The 19,603-nt window shown below is 28.2% G+C and carries 15 protein-coding genes; 8 read left to right on the top strand and 7 right to left on the bottom strand.

Translation table 11 applies throughout. The annotated features are described in order from the left end of the window. The first annotated feature begins 90 nt into the window (after positions 1 to 90). The 5 genes from leuS (at position 91) to AACP42_RS02370 (ending at position 6,276) form a co-directional block, all read left to right on the top strand. Positions 91 to 2,556: a leucine--tRNA ligase gene (leuS, locus tag AACP42_RS02390; protein ID WP_212775443.1), complete on the top strand. Its 2,466-nt coding sequence runs from the start codon at positions 91 to 93 to the stop codon at positions 2,554 to 2,556. A gap of 150 nt (positions 2,557 to 2,706) precedes the next feature. Beyond that, positions 2,707 to 3,345, top strand: a complete 639-nt coding sequence (gene gmk / locus AACP42_RS02385; protein ID WP_212775442.1) for a guanylate kinase — start codon at positions 2,707 to 2,709, stop codon at positions 3,343 to 3,345. Further along, on the top strand, positions 3,326 to 3,571 hold the full coding sequence (locus tag AACP42_RS02380; RefSeq protein ID WP_212775441.1) for a DNA-directed RNA polymerase subunit omega: 246 nt from the start codon (positions 3,326 to 3,328) through the stop codon (positions 3,569 to 3,571). Before gmk ends, AACP42_RS02380 begins: the two co-directional genes overlap by 20 nt. Before the next feature lie 169 nt (positions 3,572 to 3,740). Beyond that, positions 3,741 to 4,655 carry a 16S rRNA (cytosine(1402)-N(4))-methyltransferase RsmH gene (gene rsmH / locus AACP42_RS02375; protein WP_212775440.1) on the top strand — a complete coding sequence of 305 codons (915 nt, stop codon included), beginning with the start codon at positions 3,741 to 3,743 and terminating at the stop codon, positions 4,653 to 4,655. A 160-nt stretch (positions 4,656 to 4,815) separates the two neighbouring features. After that, the gene (locus AACP42_RS02370) at positions 4,816 to 6,276 is read left to right on the top strand and encodes an MATE family efflux transporter (RefSeq protein WP_212775439.1); all 1,461 of its coding nucleotides are present in this window, start codon (positions 4,816 to 4,818) and stop codon (positions 6,274 to 6,276) included. 198 nt (positions 6,277 to 6,474) lie between these two features. Here AACP42_RS02370 and AACP42_RS02365 read toward each other — a convergent pair whose 3' ends face one another. The 6 genes from AACP42_RS02365 to AACP42_RS02340 all read right to left on the bottom strand — a co-directional run bounded on the left by AACP42_RS02365 (position 6,475) and on the right by AACP42_RS02340 (position 13,093). Next, the gene (locus AACP42_RS02365) at positions 6,475 to 8,475 is read right to left on the bottom strand and encodes a heavy metal translocating P-type ATPase (protein ID WP_212775438.1); all 2,001 of its coding nucleotides are present in this window, start codon (positions 8,473 to 8,475) and stop codon (positions 6,475 to 6,477) included. A gap of 218 nt (positions 8,476 to 8,693) precedes the next feature. Then, positions 8,694 to 8,993, bottom strand: a complete 300-nt coding sequence (gene spoVG, locus AACP42_RS02360; RefSeq protein WP_034172172.1) for a septation regulator SpoVG — start codon at positions 8,991 to 8,993, stop codon at positions 8,694 to 8,696. 275 nt (positions 8,994 to 9,268) lie between these two features. Beyond that, positions 9,269 to 10,075, bottom strand: coding sequence for a 16S rRNA (adenine(1518)-N(6)/adenine(1519)-N(6))-dimethyltransferase RsmA (gene rsmA / locus AACP42_RS02355; RefSeq protein ID WP_212508998.1), 807 nt, complete (start codon positions 10,073 to 10,075; stop codon positions 9,269 to 9,271). A gap of 106 nt (positions 10,076 to 10,181) precedes the next feature. Next, a complete protein-coding gene (locus tag AACP42_RS02350) occupies positions 10,182 to 11,435 on the bottom strand; it encodes an HD domain-containing protein (RefSeq protein WP_212775437.1) in 1,254 nt (417 codons plus the stop codon). A 305-nt stretch (positions 11,436 to 11,740) separates the two neighbouring features. Then, on the bottom strand, positions 11,741 to 12,337 hold the full coding sequence (locus AACP42_RS02345; protein WP_249291070.1) for a phosphate propanoyltransferase: 597 nt from the start codon (positions 12,335 to 12,337) through the stop codon (positions 11,741 to 11,743). A 279-nt stretch (positions 12,338 to 12,616) separates the two neighbouring features. Beyond that, on the bottom strand, positions 12,617 to 13,093 hold the full coding sequence (locus AACP42_RS02340) for a restriction endonuclease subunit S (protein ID WP_283241827.1): 477 nt from the start codon (positions 13,091 to 13,093) through the stop codon (positions 12,617 to 12,619). A 1,210-nt stretch (positions 13,094 to 14,303) separates the two neighbouring features. Here AACP42_RS02340 and AACP42_RS02335 point away from each other — a divergent pair. Together AACP42_RS02335 and ftsH are read left to right on the top strand one after the other, a co-directional pair. After that, positions 14,304 to 15,269: a hypothetical protein gene (locus AACP42_RS02335; RefSeq protein WP_212775435.1), complete on the top strand. Its 966-nt coding sequence runs from the start codon at positions 14,304 to 14,306 to the stop codon at positions 15,267 to 15,269. 129 nt (positions 15,270 to 15,398) lie between these two features. Further along, positions 15,399 to 17,279, top strand: coding sequence for an ATP-dependent zinc metalloprotease FtsH (gene ftsH / locus AACP42_RS02330; protein WP_339332569.1), 1,881 nt, complete (start codon positions 15,399 to 15,401; stop codon positions 17,277 to 17,279). 444 nt (positions 17,280 to 17,723) lie between these two features. Here ftsH and AACP42_RS02325 read toward each other — a convergent pair whose 3' ends face one another. Then, the gene (locus tag AACP42_RS02325) at positions 17,724 to 17,912 is read right to left on the bottom strand and encodes a hypothetical protein (protein WP_212775433.1); all 189 of its coding nucleotides are present in this window, start codon (positions 17,910 to 17,912) and stop codon (positions 17,724 to 17,726) included. A 466-nt stretch (positions 17,913 to 18,378) separates the two neighbouring features. Between AACP42_RS02325 and AACP42_RS02320 the strand changes: the two genes are divergently transcribed. Next, on the top strand, positions 18,379 to 19,434 hold the full coding sequence (locus tag AACP42_RS02320; RefSeq protein WP_212775432.1) for a Fic family protein: 1,056 nt from the start codon (positions 18,379 to 18,381) through the stop codon (positions 19,432 to 19,434). The last annotated feature ends 169 nt before the right edge of the window (positions 19,435 to 19,603 follow it).

The following is a 19,603-nucleotide window of genomic DNA, read 5'->3' as shown; positions in this document are numbered from 1 at the left end:
CTTTTTTAATCATTTTCACAATTAATTTAAATTTATTCCCACATTATAATACATTATAAAAGTTAAAACAAATATAGAAGGTTTTCGAGTATGACAAAATTAATTTATGATTTTAAACAAATAGAACATAAATGGCAACTTTATTGGCAACAAAATAAGGTTTTCAAAACTCAAGATAACTTTTCACAAAAGAAATTTTATTGTCTTGATATGTTTCCTTATCCTTCTTCTGAAGGGCTTCATGTAGGCCATATTGAAGGTTATACTGCAAGCGATATTATGAGTAGGTTCAAACGCATGCAAGGTTTTAATGTTTTGCATCCTTTTGGTTGGGATTCATTTGGGCTGCCTGCCGAACAATATGCTTTGCAAACAGGCAAACCCCCCCGAACTTTTACTTATGAAAACATCAATAATTTTAAAAAACAAATTCAAAGTATTGGTAAAAGTGTTGATTGGGATAGAGAACTTGCCACCTCAGATCCTTATTTTTATGCCTGGACTCAATGGATTTTTAAAAAACTTTACGAAAAAGGACTAGCAGTTCTCAAAAATACAGAAGTAAATTTTTGCCCTAATTTAGGAACAGTGCTTGCTAATGAAGAAGTAATTTCTAATGAAAAAGGGATGTTTTCTGAAAGAGGCAATCATCCAGTTGTTAAAAAAAAGATGAAACAATGGGTTTTAAAAATAACTCAATATGCAGACAGACTTTTAGACGACCTTAATTTAGTTAATTGGCCTTTAAATGTGAAAGAAATGCAAGCTAATTGGATTGGCAAAAATCAAGGTGCCATCGTCTCTTTTCCAGTTTCTGACCAAAAAATAACTTTAAAAACTTTCACTACTCGCCCTGATACTCTTTTTGGTGTAACTTTTTTAGTAATAGCGCCCGAACACGAATTAGCCTTACAACTCACCAAACCCGAATACCAACAAGCAGTTAACAATTATTTGGAATTAACCAAACAAAAAAAAGACTTAGAAAGAGACATCAATAAAGACAAAACAGGTGTTTTTACGGGTAGTTTTGCAATTAATCCTTGCAATAAAACCAAAATTCCTATCTGGATTGCTGATTATGTCCTTCCTCATTATGGCACAGGTGCTTTAATGTCTGTTCCTTGTCATGATCAAAGAGATTTTGAGTTTGCTCAAAAACATGGTCTAAAAATGATTCAAGTTATAACTCCCCCGTCTTCTGATTTGGAAAATCCTACCGCCAACCAAACCAACCCTCCCTTAACTGAAGCTTATACGGGAGAAGGCATCCAAATCAATAGTGATTTTTTAAATGGTCTTAATAACGAACAAGCCAAAACTAAAATGTTGCAATTTTTAGAAAAAAATAATCACGGGTACTCTCATTATACTTATAAATTGCGTGATTGGGTCTTTTCGCGCCAACGATATTGGGCAGAACCCTTCCCCATTTATTATGATGACACCAACAATAAAATTTATACTGATAGCGACGCAAACTTGCCCATAGAACTTCCTTTTTTGGAACAAATTAAACCATCAGGCACAGGCGAATCGCCTCTCTCCAAAGCCCATTTTTGGTTATATTTTGAAAAAGATGGCAAAAAATATCGCAGAGATTCTAACACTATGCCACAACTTGCAGGTAGTTCTTGGTACTATATTGGCTATATTTTGAAAAATTATTTGGGTCTAATCCCATTAAATACCACCAAAGCAAAAGAACTACTTGACTATTATTTGCCAGTAGACTTATACATTGGAGGAACAGAACACGCTGTTGGTCATTTACTTTATGCACGTTTTTGGCATAAGTTTTTATACGATCTGGGTTTAGTTTCTACCAAAGAACCTTTTCAAAAATTAGTTAATCAAGGTATTATTTTGGGAAATGATCACACTAAAATGTCTAAATCCAAAGGCAACGGCGTAAGTTCTTCTTTAATGCTTGCACGCTACGGCGCTGATGTACTGCGAATTTATATCATGTTTATGGGTCCGTTAGAAGATATTAAAAGTTGGTGTGAAAAAGGTTTCAAAGGAATACAACGTTTTTTAAATAGAGTTTATCAAATGTTTTCTTTTGCAATGCCAAATGATTTTGAAACTTCTCTAAACGCTATTTATCATCAAACCATTTTTCAAACAACCCAAGATTATGAAAAATTGAAATTCAATAAAGTTATTAGTCAATTAATGATTTTTGTCAATCAAGTTTATAAACATCAAAAAATAGGCAAAAAACAAGCACAGACCTTTTTGCAACTATTAAATCCGATTGCTCCTCACTTGACAGAAGAAATTAATCAAACTATTTTGAAAAATAACAACCAACTAGTTGCTTTCACTTGGCCTTTGCATGATAAAACTCATTTAGAACAACTGCAAGTAAAAATTATTGTGCAAGTAAATAGTAAATTAAGAGCTGTTTTGGAACTTCCTTGTGATTTGTCTTCAGAACAAATTAAAACTCTAGCTTTGCAAGATGCAAAAGTTAATAAGTTTGTATGCCATAAAAACATTCAAAATATGATTTATATTCCCAATAAATTATTAAATATTATTGTTAATTAATTAATATTAACATCAATATTAATTTTTGGTGGCAATTGTGTATTTTAATCAAAACCACTTTTAATTTTAATCTTCAATTTTTAAAATTATTTAAGCACAACTAATATTATTAAGCACTTTCACAAAATTTAATAAAAAAGGTAAGTTAACATGAAATTAAATAAAAAAGGACTTTTAATAGTTCTTTCAGGACCTTCAGGAGTTGGCAAAGCTACTGTGAGAAAAGCTTTGTTTGAAATGACTAATCATAATTTTGTGTATTCTGTTTCTGCTACTACCAGAAAACCGCGACCAGGTGAACAAGACGGTAAAGATTACCATTTTCTAACTAAAGAAGAATTTGAAAAAGGGATTGAAAATAATTGTTTTTTAGAATGGGCTAAATTTATTGATCATTATTATGGAACTCCTAAAAAGCAAATTCAAGATTTTTTAAAACAAGGAAAAGAAGTGTTTTTAGAAATTGAAGTTGAAGGAGCCACTCATTTAAGAAAAAAGCGTATGCCAAACACAGTTTTTATTTTTTTGGTTCCGCCTGAAAAAAAAGCTCTCTACGATCGTTTAAAAAAACGCGGCACTGAACAAGAAGCAAATATTGCAAAACGAATTGCCAAAGCCAATAACGAGTTTCACTTAGCTCACAAATACGATTATATTGTAGTAAATGATGAAGTGGATAATGCTGCTGACCGTATTATTGCAATTATTAGAGCAGAACATGCCAAAACGAAACGCAGTATTCGTAATTATTTAAAAATATTGGAGGATAATGGTTATGCAGAACAATAGTAAACCAAATAAAAAAAAATACAATAAGGAAGGTTTGATCTATCCTTCGATTGATAAATTGTTGGATCAAATTAATTCCAAATACAAATTAGTTCATATTGCAAGCAAAACTGCTCATGTGATAGAAGCTCAAAAAAAAGATTTGCCTGAACTTGTGTGTAATAAAGTAGTTGGTAAAGCTTTGGAAGAAATTATTAATGATAAAGTTAAATTTGTCTTTAAGTAATTAATATTTAGGTACCATTTCACAATTGATAAAATAAGTTAAATTACAAATAATATTGTGTAATTTAACTATTTTTTTTATAATTGCAATTCATCTCACCTTCCTTTTATTTTTCCACCATTTATTATTTTTAATCACATTTTTTAACTTTGCAAGCGAGGTAAAATCCATGAATAAAACACATTTTAACCACATTTCAGTTCTCAAACAAGAAGCCATAGATTTTTTAAAGATAAAGCCCGAAGGCATTTATGTAGATGCCACTTTAGGACAATGTGGGCATACTATAGAAATTGCAAATCTTTTGCAACAAGGGTTTTTATATTCTTTTGACCAAGATGTAGAAGCTTGCACAAACGCTAAAAAAATCTTGCCCCCACATTTGCCAATTGAAATAATTCATAGCAACTTTTCGCATTTAAAAACCCAATTAGCACAACAAAATGTTTTTCAATTAGATGGTATTTTATTTGATTTAGGGCTATCTTCTTGTCAAATTGACAATCCCCAAAGAGGATTTAGTTATTTGCACAACACTCCTTTAGATATGAGAATGAATGTTGATCAAACAATTACTGCACAATATATTTTAAATAATTACTCCTTTGCACAATTAAAAAATATTTTTAAGGTTTATGGTGAAGTTAAAAATGCTGCTTTGGTTGCCTCAGAAATTATTAAACAAAGACCTTTGTGCACATCTTATGATTTGGTTGCCATCACTGATCGATTTTGCAATCGCCAAAAAGGACATAGTGCTAAAAAAATATTTCAAGCATTGCGTATCGAAGTTAACCAAGAATTAGAATCTTTAAAACAAGCCTTGGAACAAAGTCTTGATTTGTTAAAACTCAATGCCAGGATAGTAGTTATTAGTTTTCATTCGTTAGAAGACCGCATTGTTAAACATTTTTTTAAAAAACATAGTACTTTTGTTTTGCCTAAAAAATTGCCTATTACAATTATGCCCCAAACTCCTTTAAGTATTATTACTAAAAAAGCTTTTTTGCCAAGTGAGGAAGAAATGCAAAATAATTCGCGTAGTATTTCTGCTAAACTGAGGGTAGCTGTCAAAAATGGTTAGTTATCTAAATAAATGAAATAGTTAGCGCGCCTCCTCTAAATATCACCTTTTGCCTCCCAAAACCCCTCTAATTTTGATAAAATATAATATGTGTTATAGTTTTATTTACACATATTTTCAAGTTGTTTGACCCAACCAAAACATTAGATGGAGGTTTTTTGTGGTTAAAACAAAAGCAACAACACAAATTTTAATTAATGAAAAAAGAAATAGAAAATTTTTATTAGAAGGAAACTTATGGAAAGTAATTTTTTATTTTACCTTTCCTATCATTATTTATTGGATTTTTCAAAATGCATCAGATGCTATTGATCTTTTTATTTTAAAAAGAAATCAAATTTCAGATAATCAACTTACCTTTGTAAGTCGCGTACATATATTTAAAGGTATTCTTGTTTCTTTTGGTATTTCTATTGCCACAGGAGGAGTTATTTTAGTAGGGCGTGCTTATGGACAAAATAATATTAATAAAATGCACCTTTATTTGGCAAAAACGTTTGTTCTTTCCATTTTAACTGGCTTTATTTTGGTCTTTTTATGCATTTTTGTTTTTAAAAGTTTCATTGCAACTAATATTTTAAAAATTAGTCAAAATGCAATTGAAAACAATGAAGGTATTAAATATTATAATCTTATTATATTTTCGCTTGTTTGTATCATTATAAATACAGTTTTTTTAAGTTTGGAGCGTGCCAAAGGTAATAACAAAATTGCTCTTTTTTTAAATATTTTAAACGCTTCTGCTAAAATTATTTTTTCTTTTGTTCTTTTTCATTATTGGAATTCTTCCATGGTTTCTTTGGCTTTGGCTACTTTGATTTCTAACGGAATTGTTACTTTATTTGCTTTGTGGTTTTTATTTTTTGACAGCAAAAATCCCTTCCGTATTATTTTATCCAAAATCAGTTTTGATAAAGAATTTTTGAAAAAACTTTCTAAATTAGCTATTCCTGTTTGTGCTAGTATTAGTATTTATAGTGTTGGCAAATTAATTGTAAGTATCATTGTTAAAGAATGGTACGGCGATCCTCAAGGAATTAGTAGTTCCCAAATTGGAGCTAATTTAGCCTTAGCAGTAACTATTAATAATGTCTTTTATAATGCACTTAACTCTTTTTCTGATTCCCAAAATGCTATTATATCTCAAAATTTAGGTCATAACAATCTTAATAGAGTCTTTGAAGCATTCAAAAAAATTATTTTTTGTATGTGTGTTTTGGCTTTAATAGGTTCTTTGATTAATATTTTTGGTTATAAGTTAATTTTGCCATTATTTCATGATAGTCCTTGGGAAAAGATTCCTAGTTTGGAACAAGATGCTTTCCGTACTTTATTATTTTTTGAAACTACTAGCTTATGGTTATCGTGTGGTTCTATTATTATGTTTAATTTTTTATTAGCTTTTAAACGCGTAGGACCTTCGGTTTATCTGAATTTTTTAAGAACTTTAATTCGTATCTTTTTTATTGTTCTTTTTTCCAAACACTTTTTAAATCAAGGTGTAATGGGAGTAGGTTTGAGTATTTTTCTTAGTAATTTTATTTGTTTTATCATTACATTATTAATTTTTGCAACTTTTTATCTTAAATTAAAACGTGATAAAACATTTGAACAAGATTAAATATTTTATATATTGTAATAACTTTTATATTGATAATTATTTAATAATAGGAGATTTTATTATACTCAAATAAAATACTTCCAAATTTAACATTCTTTTAAATTATGTTTTGAATCTTAATATGTAAATAAAAAACCACCCTTTTAGGGTGGTTTTTTATCTTTGTGCTGTCTTTTATAATGAGGTTAATAAAGTAAATTATTTATCAAAAGATTTTGTTTTTTTCTTTTTGTCTTTTAGTTTGGGGTTTTTGGGACTTTGTAAAAGTCTTAATCCATTGAAAATAACTAAAAGTGTGCTTCCTTCATGTAAAGTGACTGCCCAAGGTAAATTTATGTATCCAAAAAGATTACAAAGATTCAAGATACAAACTACTACCATAGCAAAAATAATATTTTGCCAAATGATTTTGCGTAGTTTGACAGCTACTTGGTGAGTATAGATAATTTTTGATAAATCGTTTTGCATTAAAACTGCATCTGCTACATCCATTGCCACATCAGTACCGTTTTGCATCGCAATTCCTACATCAGCAGCTGTAAGGGCAGGAGCATCATTGACACCATCACCTACCATTACTGTAGTGCCTTTTTCTTTTTGTAGTTCTTGAACTTTTTCTAGTTTATAGGCAGGTAGAATATCTCCCCAAGCTGCTTTGAGATGAAGTTTTTTTTGTAAGATGTAAGCGATTTGTTGGGTATCTCCTGTAATTACTGCAGTATAGATGTTTTTATGGTTGAAGTATTGCATTAAATGATAAGCTTGAGGACGTAATTTATCCAAAAGAGCTAAAGCCATAACAATGTGATTATTACAACTAAAATAAACGATGGTTTTGCCTTCGGATAAAAATTTTTGCGTTTGGGCTTGTAAAGATGCACAGATTGGAGTTTGGGTAAAAGCAGCAGCTTTGGCAATTTTATAATGATTGTTTTGATAAAAAGTTTCAAGGCCGATGCCAACTGAGCTAGTAATTTCCATTTGGAGGTGAGATTTGTGGTGGAAATGGTTTTTAATAGCTAGTGCTAAAGGATGGTTGGATTTTTGTTCCATCCCTAATAATATATCTAAATATTTGTTATACTTTTCTTCAGAGATTTCGGGGGCTACATAAACATCAGTGACTTGAGGTTTGCCTTCGGTAAGGGTTCCTGTTTTGTCGCATGAAAAAGCTTTGATATCTGCCATTTTTTCCAAAGATCTGCCGTTTTTGAATAAAATCCCTTTTTTAGTGAGGTTAGAAATAGCTGCAAGAGTGGAAGGAATGTCAGCTGCAGCTAGGGCACATGGAGATGATACAGTTAAAAAAATCATTGTTTTGTGTAGCCAAGTGCTAAATTCGAAATTGGGATTACTTGGTTCAGCAAAATGTAGTATTCCTGCAAGACCAAGGACAACAACAACTGTTGCCATAACAGTTTTTACATAAATTGGTTCTATTTTTTTAATTAAAGTAGCAGTTTTGGAAATATTGTTTTGGGTTTGGCTTACTAATCTTACAATTTGGGCAAAAACAGTCTTTTCGTTAGTAGCTGTGACACACATAACAAAATGGTTGCTGCCGTTAATGGTGCTGCCGTAGACAAAATCGCCTGGTTGTTTGTCACAAGGAATGCCTTCGCCTGTAATGTTAGCTTCGTTAATGTTGGGATTGCCCGAAACAATGACGCCGTCAGTAGGGATTTGGTCGCCTGGTAAAATTAAGACTAAATCATTGATTTTGAGTAGTTTGGAAGGAATAATTTCAGTACTGCCGTCTTCTTTTTGTAATCTTGCTTCTGCTACTTGAAGCTTTAAGAGATTTTTGATTTCTTTTTGACTTTTTGCCTCAACGTATTCTTCTAAAAAAGAAGCTCCTGAAAATATGAAAATTAATAAAATGCCGTCGTTGTAGTTTTTTAAATATAAAGCTCCCAGAGCCGCTAAAGTCATTAAAATATGAATGTTGGGAGTGAATTTTTTAAATTTGCAAGTATCTTGCCAAGTTTCTATAAAGCCTTCTAAAATAACATGATAGCCGATTAAAAATAAAAGTGCCAAAGAAACAAGAACTAATACTAGTGTGTTTGTGCAATTGTGAGAATGCAAATATAGAGCAAATAAACTATATAAAAATGTTCCTATAACAAAACAAATTAATGGTTTTTTATCGTTGTGTTCGTGATTGTGGATGGATGAAGAATTGCTGCAACAAAACAAATTTTTATACCTCTTTGCTTAATTTTTTTGGATAAATATAATTGTAAATATTTTAGTAATGTAAAGTATGTTTGGAAAAAGTGTTAATGGATGAGTTGTTTGTTAGTTTTGGGTTTTTAGTTTCGCATTTGCAAAATTTTTTTAATAAAATGGCGTTTTGAATTCAAAACATGTAAAAAAATTCCAAAAAATCTGGAATTTTTTAAAGTTAATAATTATTAATTTTCAGAATTTTGAGAAAAATCTTCTTCTTGTGGAGGGTTATCTAGCAAATCTTGGTATTTGTTTTTGATGCAATTTTCAATTAGTTGACGGGTTTCTGAATTAATGGGATGAGCGATATCTCTAAAGTTGCCTTTGGAAGTTTTTCTACTTGGCATAGCAATAAATATACCTCTTTCTCCTTCTATAATTCTGATGTCATTAACTACAAATTGGTTTTCAAAAGTGATTGAAGAAACTCCTCTTAATCTACTTTCACCGTTGATTTTTCTAATTTTTACATCGGTAACTTTCATTTCTTAAGCCTCCAGTTTTGCTTCATTTTATATTAAATGCTAAATTATTATTCGTTATTTATTATTAATTATTTATGGTTTGTGTAATGATACAAATTAAAAATTACAAATAAAATATAAATAATAATTGGATACAGTTAATATTTTAATGGTTTTTTTATTTAAAAAAAGATTAATATTTAATTTTTTGATATTGATGTTTAATATCGGAAAAAAGGAAAATCATTTCCTAATGAGTTTTGTGATTTATTTTCAATATGAAAAGTTTTATTATTTTATGACATATTAAAAAAAATAAACCATTTAACAGTTAATTTTTGAAAAGTTTCTAAAGTTACCTGTTCGGCTCTAATTTGTAAAGGGATGTGATGTTGTAAGAAAAAAGGAATAATGGTTTCTTTGGATAACAAAAATTGACAAGATAAGTTGTTGAGTAAAGTTTTTCTTTTTTGTTTAAAGGAAGCTTTTACAAACTTGATAAATTGTTGCAAGAAAGTAGGGCAAATGTTGTTATTTTTAGTAAGTTTAATAACAATACTGTCTACTTTGGGTGCAGGAAAAAACATATGTCTTTTAACTTCTTGGGTTTTTTCAATACTAAATAGAAATTGAATAATTACAGATAAAGCGTTATAATTTTTGTTATTGGGTTGAGCCAGTAAACGCATTCCTACTTCTTTTTGAATCATAATAGTAGCATCATTAATTTGGAGAGTGTCAATAATTTTAAAAAGAATAGGTGAGGTAATATAATAAGGTAAGTTACCAATTAAACTTAATTTAGAGTTAGGACTAAAATAATGATCAAAATCTTTTAATAAATCTCTTTTTAAAAAATCATCATAAATGATATTAACATTGTTATGATTTTCAAAATTTAAAAAAGGTTTGAGAGTAGCATCAATTTCATAGGCTAAAACATGTTTAGCTTGAGGGACAATAATTTTGGTTAAAGCACCTTTGCCAGGTCCAATTTCTAAAACATTTTTGTCTGTGATGGAAGCCTTAGTTACAATTTTGTTTAATAAATTAACATCTGTTAAAAAATTTTGACCGTATTTTTTTTTGGTTGTATGATGCATTTGATTTCCTTAAATAAAATTGATATGGATGTTGGCTTTTGGGATTTGTTGTTAGTTGAGAATTGGGGAAGTTGTTTGGGAGGGGTTTATAGGGGAAGTTTTGGATTTATAAAGGGCGATAAAAAAATTTATTATCTTGTTTAGGACTACTTTTGATTAAACTTTTAATAATGGGGGATTCTTCTTTCAGACTTTTGAGTCTTCCCTTAGATTTAATTAAAATTTTGGTTTCAAATTTAGGCTTACTTTCGGAATAAGCATTTTGAAAAGCAGCATTACTTGAAGTATAATATTTAATATAATCGCGGTTTTGGTTGTGATATTGTTGCTTAATGTGTGCAATTTGTTCTTGGTTTTGGTCGTTATCATCTAAAATGTGCCAAATACGTCTATTGAGAAAATCATTACATAAATTTTTTAAAATGGTATCCTTACTATTTTTAAGATGTAGGATTAAACCGTTCATATAATAATCATCAATTGCTAAGTATTTGTCTAGGTCAGTTTGATTGTTTACAAAATTGTAAAAAGGTTGGATGTATGGGTCTACAGGATAGTTATTTTGTAATAAATCACATAAACGTTTACAAATTTTTTCTAAAATAGTGCTATAAGCTCTTACTTTGGGATGATAATAAACTTGCCAGAACATATGATAGCGGTTAATTAAATAATTTTCAATAGCAAAAACACCACTTTGTCTAAAGGCAATACATTTTTCGTTATTTTTGCTAGGATGAGGCTCAATTATCATGCTACGCATTAAACGTTCTAAATCGATATGCCCATAAGTGGCACCTGTAAAATAAGAATCTCGTTCTAAATAATCTAGTCTGTCAATATCAATTTGACTAGTTAAAATTTGTTCTATTAAGGGAAATTTCTTTGTTTTTTCAATCACACTAGCTACATCGTTTTTGAAATCAAGGCTTATTTGGTCTAATAAAGCTCCAATTTCTTTGTTATGTTTGATGATGCGTGCACTTTGCGTTTCGTGGTTTACGTCAAATAAGGTTTCAAAAGAATGAGAATAAGCACCGTGTCCAATATCATGTAACAAAGAAGATACTAGTAAAATTAATTTTTGGGTTTCAGAAAAGTGTTTTTTAATATTTGTAATTTTTAAAAACCGTCTTGCAAGTTCATAAACACCTAAACTGTGTGTAAAACGAGATTGTTCTGCTCCATGAAAGACGATGTTAGCGCCGCTTAATTGTTTTATACGTCTTAATCTTTGGAAAACGGAAGTATCAATTAATTTTTCAATCAATTCGTATTCCAGATAAATATAACCGTAGATAGGGTCACGAAAAACTTCAGATCTGAGAAACTTTTTAAAAGATGGATTGGTTGTTTGCATTGATTTTATTGAGGATAATTTTTAATTAAGTTTATTGAGTTTTTGTAATTTTTATCCTTATCCGTTTTACCTCCTTCTTGTTGTTTGCGTTTTTAAGAAGAGTTTTTATTGAGCGAAAGACACAAATGAAAGGAAATTTATGTCTTTCGTTCAATAAAAAAATAAAATAATTGTTAGTTATATTGTTAGTTTTGCTAAGGGGTGAAAATAAATATAGGTTATAAGGTCTTTGGGGTGAGTTGCAAGATCCTTATAACGCAAGAATTTAAGTTGACAAAATTATTTATTTTTTTACTTTTAATGATTTATTTCAGTAATTTAACAGTATCGCCATTTTTAAGTAAAAAAGCACTGCCGTCATCGGTATCTAAGTGGCATTCAAGTTTAAAATCGGGGTGTACTCTGCACAAAACTTGTTTTAAGATGCCAGGTTTAGTGCCTTCAATTTCAATACTTACCATTTGTTTGTCAGTAATGCCAAAATTTTTTGCATCTTGGGCAGATAAATGAATATGTCTGTTGGCAATAATAACACCTTCTTCAATGTCTACTTGACCTTTGAGACCTATTAAAGTGGCTTTGCCTGAACCTTTAATATCGCCTGAAGATCTAACAGGAGCTGTAAATCCGTGTCTTAAAGCATCGCTTTGACTAATTTCTATTTGGTCAAAAGTTCTTGTGGGTCCTAAAATCCGAACTTGTGGAAGAATTTTTCCTGATGGACTCATAACATCAATTTTTTCTTGGGCTGCAAATTGTCCTGTTTGTTTGAGGGGTTTGAAAAAAGTGAGTTGATAATTTTTTTGACCGAATAAAATATCTAGTGTTTCTTGTGATAGGTGAGTGTGTCTTCCTGAGATTCCTATTGGAATGTGATACATGTTTGCCTCCATTGTTTGCATTTACAGCTTTATTATAACATTTTTATTATAAAATGCCTCTTATTTTCTACATATTTTGATTTTTTTATTGAAGAATTGGTAAAAAGTTTTTGTGCATAAATAGTATATAATTTTTAGTAATTTACTTTATTATAACATGAATTATTAGAAATATTCAAGGTAATTTGTTTATTTTTTTGTTTTATTGTTTTGTTATGCTATATTTATTTAATGACAAATAAAAAGACCCTTTGTAAAAAGAGTCTGGGGTTTAAAGGTATTAATTAAAAGGCTTGTAAGTTAAAATAATAATTTATTAAATAAATATTGTTTTTGTTCATCAGTTTTATTTAATAAATCTTTCATTAAAGAATTGAGTAAATTTGTTTTTTCTTCTATTTGTTTTAAGGTTTTATTTAAAAAAGTGGCTATTTCATTTTGTGTTTCTAATGGGGGAAGAGTTATTTTTATTTTTTTTATTAGCTTTTGGGTGAAATTGGGAATGTGCCCTTGTTTTAAATTTTTTTGAATTTCGTTTTCTTTTTGTTTTAAATAAAAATAGAAATACAAAACATTAAAAGAATCATCTTTAGATTTTAAAATTTGTAAATTTTGAGTAGCCCAAAAAGGTTTAGTATGGAAATGAATATAACCACAACTACCTACACTAGTTATAGTTATAGTATTTTCAGGAGTATTAGATTTGTTATAAGATCCTTTTGGTTTTATACCTCCACCCCACACTTCGTAATCTCCATTTTTTTCACAATCTGATATATTTAAATCGTTTGAGAACCACTAAAATGGCACCATAACAAAATTAAATATTATACGACCAAATTAGTTATAAATTATTAAAAAGGAGAAAAGAAAGAAAAAAAATGCAAAAAATCAAAAAAAAAATTAACTCAAAAACAACTCGACGATTTAGAAGACAAATATTTCGATTTAAACCTCGAACACGAAACCAATTCGGATAATTGGTGGGTAATTACAAACCATATAAAAGATTACAAAACCCAAGCCAAAATACTATTTTAACCCCCAAAACCAGACAATGGTACGAAACGTTAGCAAAAAAAACCATAATATTGGCTCAAAAATTAAAAATAAAAGATATAATTATGTGCAAAAAACTTAGACACTCTTACGAATAAAATTAAAAAAATCCCATATTTTGATTTTATTTAAACATTACAAAACCCAAAACAAGGCTTTTATAAGTCTTGTTAAATCGGAGGTAAAAAAATGAAATTTCAAATTTCAAATGTTGAGTGTGTTAAAAATAAAAGACACTACTACACAAACAGAAACCTAGCTTGTGAAGAATTTTTTAATGATGAAGGAAAGCTAATAACCATAATACACTACAACGAAGACGGCTCAATTTTAAGCTGGGAAAGTTTTGAAATATTTTAAAAATATAAATTAAACAAAAAGTAAAAAGTTGTCCAAAGTTTTGGAACACCTCACAACAAGCTCTTACTATTATTAAAGAAAATAAAGCTTTATTAGATGAAATAGTATTACAATTGATGAAAAAAGAAACTTTAAATGAAAAAGATATTCAAACTTTATTAGATCAATTTGATAATAATAGTAATAAAGACCCAGTAATAAAGTAACAATCAAACAAAAATTAAATATTTTATATTTTTTTAATTAATTTAAGAAGAGACTTTTTAAGTCTCTTTTTTTTATATACAAAATTACAAGGAAAAAACTCATGATATACAGATTAGTGAGCAAAAAAATTGTTTTTTTTTTTTTTGATAAAATTATAGTAATAGTTATTATTTTTGCTAACTTCTATAAATAACTATTAGTTAAAAAATAAAAACATAACTATTTTACAAATTTATATAATAAAATATTTTTAATTACTTAAATATAAAATTATTATTTGCAAAAGATATTTTTATAAATAAATAAAAAAGTTAGCATATCCGTCAAGGAATTACCATTATAAAGGAGAAAAGTACCAAAAATGAATACAGCATTTTTAAAAAAATATAAAAAACATTTTATACAATTGTTAATTACAATAATTGTTGTAATTGTACTTAGTTTTTTTATTTATTTTAAATATATTAAAGCAGAAAATGATACTTCAACTGCTCCAAGTATGTCTGCAAATGTATCTGTTAAAACAAATACTACAAAAGAGGAGCAAATGAAAAATCTCAAAGAAGAGATTAGGAATATCAAACAAGAAATACAACAAAATGACGAAAATTTGGAAGAAACACAGCAACAACAAGAACAAATAGATAAAAATTTCCAATCAGAAAAAAATTTAAAAGATCCAGAATTAGATTTTTTATATCAAGGTCAAGATTTATCCAATTTCAAAACATTTCAATTACCAGATAATGACTTATCATTGACAATAAAAGATAATTTGATAAAAATACAAACAAATTATTTAATTAAAAAAAAAGAATACGAAAAAGCAAAACACTATTATCAAAAAGATAATAAACAATATGAGATATTGCAAAAACAAACTCTCAAATTACATTATAAATATGTTTTAACCGTTAAAGAATTAGAATTATTAAGTTTGGAAATAGAATTATTAAATGGGGATGAAAAAGCTTATAAAATAAAATTAGTGACACAAGAACAATGCAAAGTAAATTATCTTAAAGAGTTAGATAAAATCGCCCAAGAAAAAACTCAAGAAATGCTGAATGAAGAAATCTGTTTAGAAGAATTAACGGGATCTAAACATAATTGTAAAATTCAAGAAGGTTATTTTTCCGAAGCAATTAAACAATTAAAAGAATTAAAAGATTTTGTACAAAAACATCATAATAATTTATCCGAAAACGAAAAAATAACGGATTTTTTACAAATTACTAATACAGTAAAAGAAAATATAGAAAAAGTGCTAAATAAAAACATCATAAAAAATGTGACAGGCAATACTCAAACAGTTGAAACTGAATAATAAAGAATAATTCTAATATCATCAAAAGCATTCATAAAAGATAAAAAATTATAAATTTATAAATATAAAATTAAGATAAAAAATATCTTATCCAAACTATATGATAGCCATTTACAGAAAGGACAAATTATGAATTTAAAACATAATAAAATAATGATTGTTATTTTGTCATTTGTTTTTTTGTGTTTAATTTGTTTAGTTTTAGAGTGGTTTCAAGAATATTATAATCGTGGTAAATTATTAAATAATTTTGAAATTTTTCAAAAAATTAGAAGCAAAGAAAATAATATCCAAAAAATAAATATATATGAAGTAGGAGACAGCGTTTTAAGAAAAAATTCTTGTAAAAAAATAGAAATTGAAGAAAATAATGCTAAATATTATTATTCTTTTGTAGATATTAGTATGTATATGAGAGTATTGGAGTTTTTGGAACAAAATGATAAATTTATTCCTTATGAGTTTAGACCTAAATTGAGTCCTTTAAGTTTGATGTTGAATTTTTTTAGTGATATTAGTTCTATAGTTTTTTTATTTTATATAGTTTTATCAATAAAAGATGTCTTGCCTCCTAAATATAAAAAATATGCCTCTTCACTTACTACTTTATTAACCTTTAAAGATGTAGCAGGTAACGAAGAAGAAAAAGAAGAACTCAAAGAACTAATTGATTTTTTACAACAACCTCAAAAATATGAAAAGATGGGAGCACAAATTCCCAAAGGAGTATTATTATCAGGACCTCCAGGCACAGGAAAAACCTTACTTGCAAAAGCTTTAGCAGGAGAAGCAGGAGTGCCATTTTATGCTGTTTCTGGTTCTGAATTTGTAGAAATGTATGTAGGTGTAGGAGCTTCTAGAATAAGAGAATTATTTAAAGAAGCTAAACAAAATACTCCTTGTGTTTTATTTATTGATGAAATAGATGTTTTGGGTGGTAAAAGAAGTAATTCAGATTCTGGTGGTAGTCAAGAAAAAGACCAAACCCTAAATCAATTACTTACTGAAATGGACGGATTTACTAAATCATTAGGAGTTATTGTAATTGCAGCTACTAATAGAGTTGATGTACTAGATGATGCTCTATTGCGTCCAGGACGTTTTGACCGTCAATTTAATGTAGGCTTACCCGACATAAAAGCAAGACAAGCCATTTTAAAAGTACATGCCAGAAATAAAAAAATAGCTAAAAGTGTTGATTTTTTACAACTTGCCAAACAAACTCCAGGCATGAGTGGAGCCCAACTTGCAGCTGTTCTTAATGAATCCTCAATTTTGGCTGTAAGAAATAATAAAGATTTAATTACTTTGGAAGAATTAGAAGAAGCAATTGACCGCGTTTTAATGGGCCCTGCCAAAAAATCAATTAAATACAACCAAGAAGAAAGAAAAATGGTAGCTTATCACGAAGCAGGACATGCAATTATAGGACTTAAGTTGGAACATGCTCAAAAGGTGCAAAAGATAACTATTATTCCGCGTGGGAATTCGGGCGGTTATAATTTGATGATGCCAGAAAAAGAAACTTTCTTTTCATCTAAAAAACGTATGCTTGCCCAAATTACATCTTATTTAGGGGGACGTGTGGCTGAAGAATTAATCTTTGATGATATTTCTTCTGGAGCTTATGATGATTTTAGACAAGCTACCAATATTGCTAAACTGATGGTAACTAAATACGGCATGAGTGATTTAGGAGTAAGCCAGGATTCTGAGTTTTCTGATAAAATATTAATTGATAAAGAAATTAAAAAAATAATTGATAATTGTTATTTACAAGCCAAAGAAATCATTTCCCAAAATAAATCCTTGCTTGATAAAATAACTAATTTATTGTTAGAACAAGAAACAATTACCAAAGAAGAAATTGATAAATTAGATACAGATACAAAAATGACCCAAGATCCCCAAGAAACAAAAACTACTACAACAACTAAAAGCAAAAGCAAACAAAACACCAAAACTAAAAGAAAATTCAATTCTACTAAGAAGGTTAAATTAAATGAATAATCATGGTTTTTTAAAAAATAATAAACTAAAATTTTTATTAAGTTTAACAGTTATAACATTTATAGCAACTATAATTGGCATTGGAGCTTATAATTTAATAACTAACATGAACCAAAAATAGCCCCCAGAAGAAGAACATTACCAAACAGTACTACCTCAAATTGAAGCCCAAGAAACAAATGAAGAAGGCAAACACATAAAAACTACTTTTGTAGATGGCAAAACCCAAGAATTTGATCCAGAAACTCAAAAAATCATAGAAATACGCGACCGCGACAGTTCTGAAATCATATATAAAAAAAACAACAAAACTATTACATACGATCAAATAACACATGTAACTACAACCCAAAATAAAGATGGTTCCAAAACACAAAATAACCCAACTAAACCAGATATAATTAACAATATTTCACAAGATGGAAATACTAGAGTAAATACCAATCATAAAGCAGGCGAAATAATAACTACATTTAAAGGTGGAAAAAGTATCAAAACTGATACAACAGGAATAGAATTAGAAAAAACAGTAACCCTTGCAGATGGTACTATAGAAACTTGGGATACTTTGAGTGGCGCAATAAAAACAACAAAACCAGACGGAACAACAACAACAACATCTTTACCAGACAATACCCCAACAAAACAAATACAACAAGATAATAAAGTTTTTCAAAAATGAAAAAAAGTTCAATTCACCAAACAACAATCCCAAAATGCTAATTGTACTTTAAAAGAATTAAAAAAAGGTTGTTTTTCAGTACTAGAATTAAAAAATGCAGGTTTTAATGCCAAAGATTTAAGTAGTGCAGGTTTTACAGACCAAGAATTAAAAAATGTTGGTTTTAAAAAACATTGGTCCTTAAAAGGAAGAGTTTGGTAAAACCCATCTAAATAACTAAATTATAACAACCCAAACAATCACAATAATTATTGTAAGACTAGTTTTAACTAGTCTTTTTTTATTTTATAAACCATCAATTAATACTACTATTCAATAATAAAATATTTCTAACTGTTTTATTTATTATAATAATTATTAATTGCATAAAAATGTTATAATATATGCAGTTAAACAAACAAGAAAGGAGTCTTAATTATGAAAATCTTTAATTATAATAAATTAAAAGACTTTAAAATACCACATGATATTACAAACATATTAAACAGAATTTCACAATATCAAGGTCGTATAGAATTATTCATTCAAAAAAATAAATTAAAATCTCTTAATAATTTAATGATACAAGCAAAGATATTTTCAATAGAATCATCTAACAAAATTGAAGGTATTTGCACTACTAATAAACGCTTAAAAGAATTATCAATTAACAAAACTCAACCTACAAATAGAAACGAAGAAGAAATTATAGGATATAGAGAAGCATTAGATTTAATCAATCAAAACTTTAATCTTATTGAAATTAAACCTAATTATATATTACAAATGCATCAAATTTTATATAGTTATACAAGCATTAATGGAGGTATTTATAAAACAACTCAAAACTATATTACTCAAACATTGGAAAATGATAAAACACAAATAAGATTTATTCCAACAGAACCTTATTTAACCCCCATCAAAATGGAAGAACTATGTACTACTTTTAATGAAAACTTCAACAAACCCCAAACAAATAACCTCATCTTAATTTTTAATTTTATCTTTGATTTTGTCTCTATCCACCCTTTTACAGATGGCAATGGACGCATCCAAAGACTATTAATGTCTCTTTTATTATACAAAACAAACCACATAATTGGTAAATACATCAGTTTAGATAAAATCATTGAAAAAAGCAAAGAAACATACTATGAAACTTTACTATCAAGTTCTTATAACTGGCACCAAAATACTAATGATACTACTCCTTTTATTAGATATATGCTAGGTATTTTATTAAATGCTTATAAAACTTTTGAAACAACTATTATTTTACCTCATCTACAAAAACTAACTACCAAACAACAAATTAAATTAATATTTAACAACACCTTATTAAAAATAACTAAAGCCAAAATAATTGAATTATTATCTCATATAAGCCAAACTACAATTGAACTTTATTTACATCAATTATTAAAAGAAACATATATAACCAAAGTTAATAATGGTAAATTTAGCTATTATATTAAAAACTCTCAAAACTAAAATAATATTACATTTTACACCTCCATTATAAATACAAAATAAAAAAAATAATTCACCAAGAATAAAAAACATAATTATAAAAAATAAACACTATTTAAGACTAGTATAAAAACTAGTCTTTTTTTTATTGCCTTTATTGCCTTAAAAATTTCCTTTCCCAATTTCCTAA

The sequence above is a fragment of the Hydrangea phyllody phytoplasma genome, assembly GCF_036985185.1.
GTDB classification, from domain to species: Bacteria; Bacillota_I; Bacilli_A; order Acholeplasmatales; family Acholeplasmataceae; genus Phytoplasma; species Phytoplasma asteris.
The sequence above is the reverse complement of the archived record's forward strand: the minus strand, read 5'-3'. Positions and strand labels throughout refer to the sequence as shown.

Coding starts and splice junctions, on each gene's coding strand:
- leuS (WP_212775443.1), top strand. CDS start 91: ATGACAAAATTAATTTATGATTTTAAACAAATAGAACATAAATGGCAA.
- gmk (WP_212775442.1), top strand. CDS start 2,707: ATGAAATTAAATAAAAAAGGACTTTTAATAGTTCTTTCAGGACCTTCA.
- AACP42_RS02380 (WP_212775441.1), top strand. CDS start 3,326: ATGGTTATGCAGAACAATAGTAAACCAAATAAAAAAAAATACAATAAG.
- rsmH (WP_212775440.1), top strand. CDS start 3,741: ATGAATAAAACACATTTTAACCACATTTCAGTTCTCAAACAAGAAGCC.
- spoVG (WP_034172172.1), bottom strand. CDS start 8,993: ATGAAAGTTACCGATGTAAAAATTAGAAAAATCAACGGTGAAAGTAGA.
- rsmA (WP_212508998.1), bottom strand. CDS start 10,075: ATGCATCATACAACCAAAAAAAAATACGGTCAAAATTTTTTAACAGAT.
- AACP42_RS02350 (WP_212775437.1), bottom strand. CDS start 11,435: ATGCAAACAACCAATCCATCTTTTAAAAAGTTTCTCAGATCTGAAGTT.
- AACP42_RS02345 (WP_249291070.1), bottom strand. CDS start 12,337: ATGCAAACAATGGAGGCAAACATGTATCACATTCCAATAGGAATCTCA.
- AACP42_RS02335 (WP_212775435.1), top strand. CDS start 14,304: ATGAATACAGCATTTTTAAAAAAATATAAAAAACATTTTATACAATTG.
- ftsH (WP_339332569.1), top strand. CDS start 15,399: ATGAATTTAAAACATAATAAAATAATGATTGTTATTTTGTCATTTGTT.
- AACP42_RS02320 (WP_212775432.1), top strand. CDS start 18,379: ATGAAAATCTTTAATTATAATAAATTAAAAGACTTTAAAATACCACAT.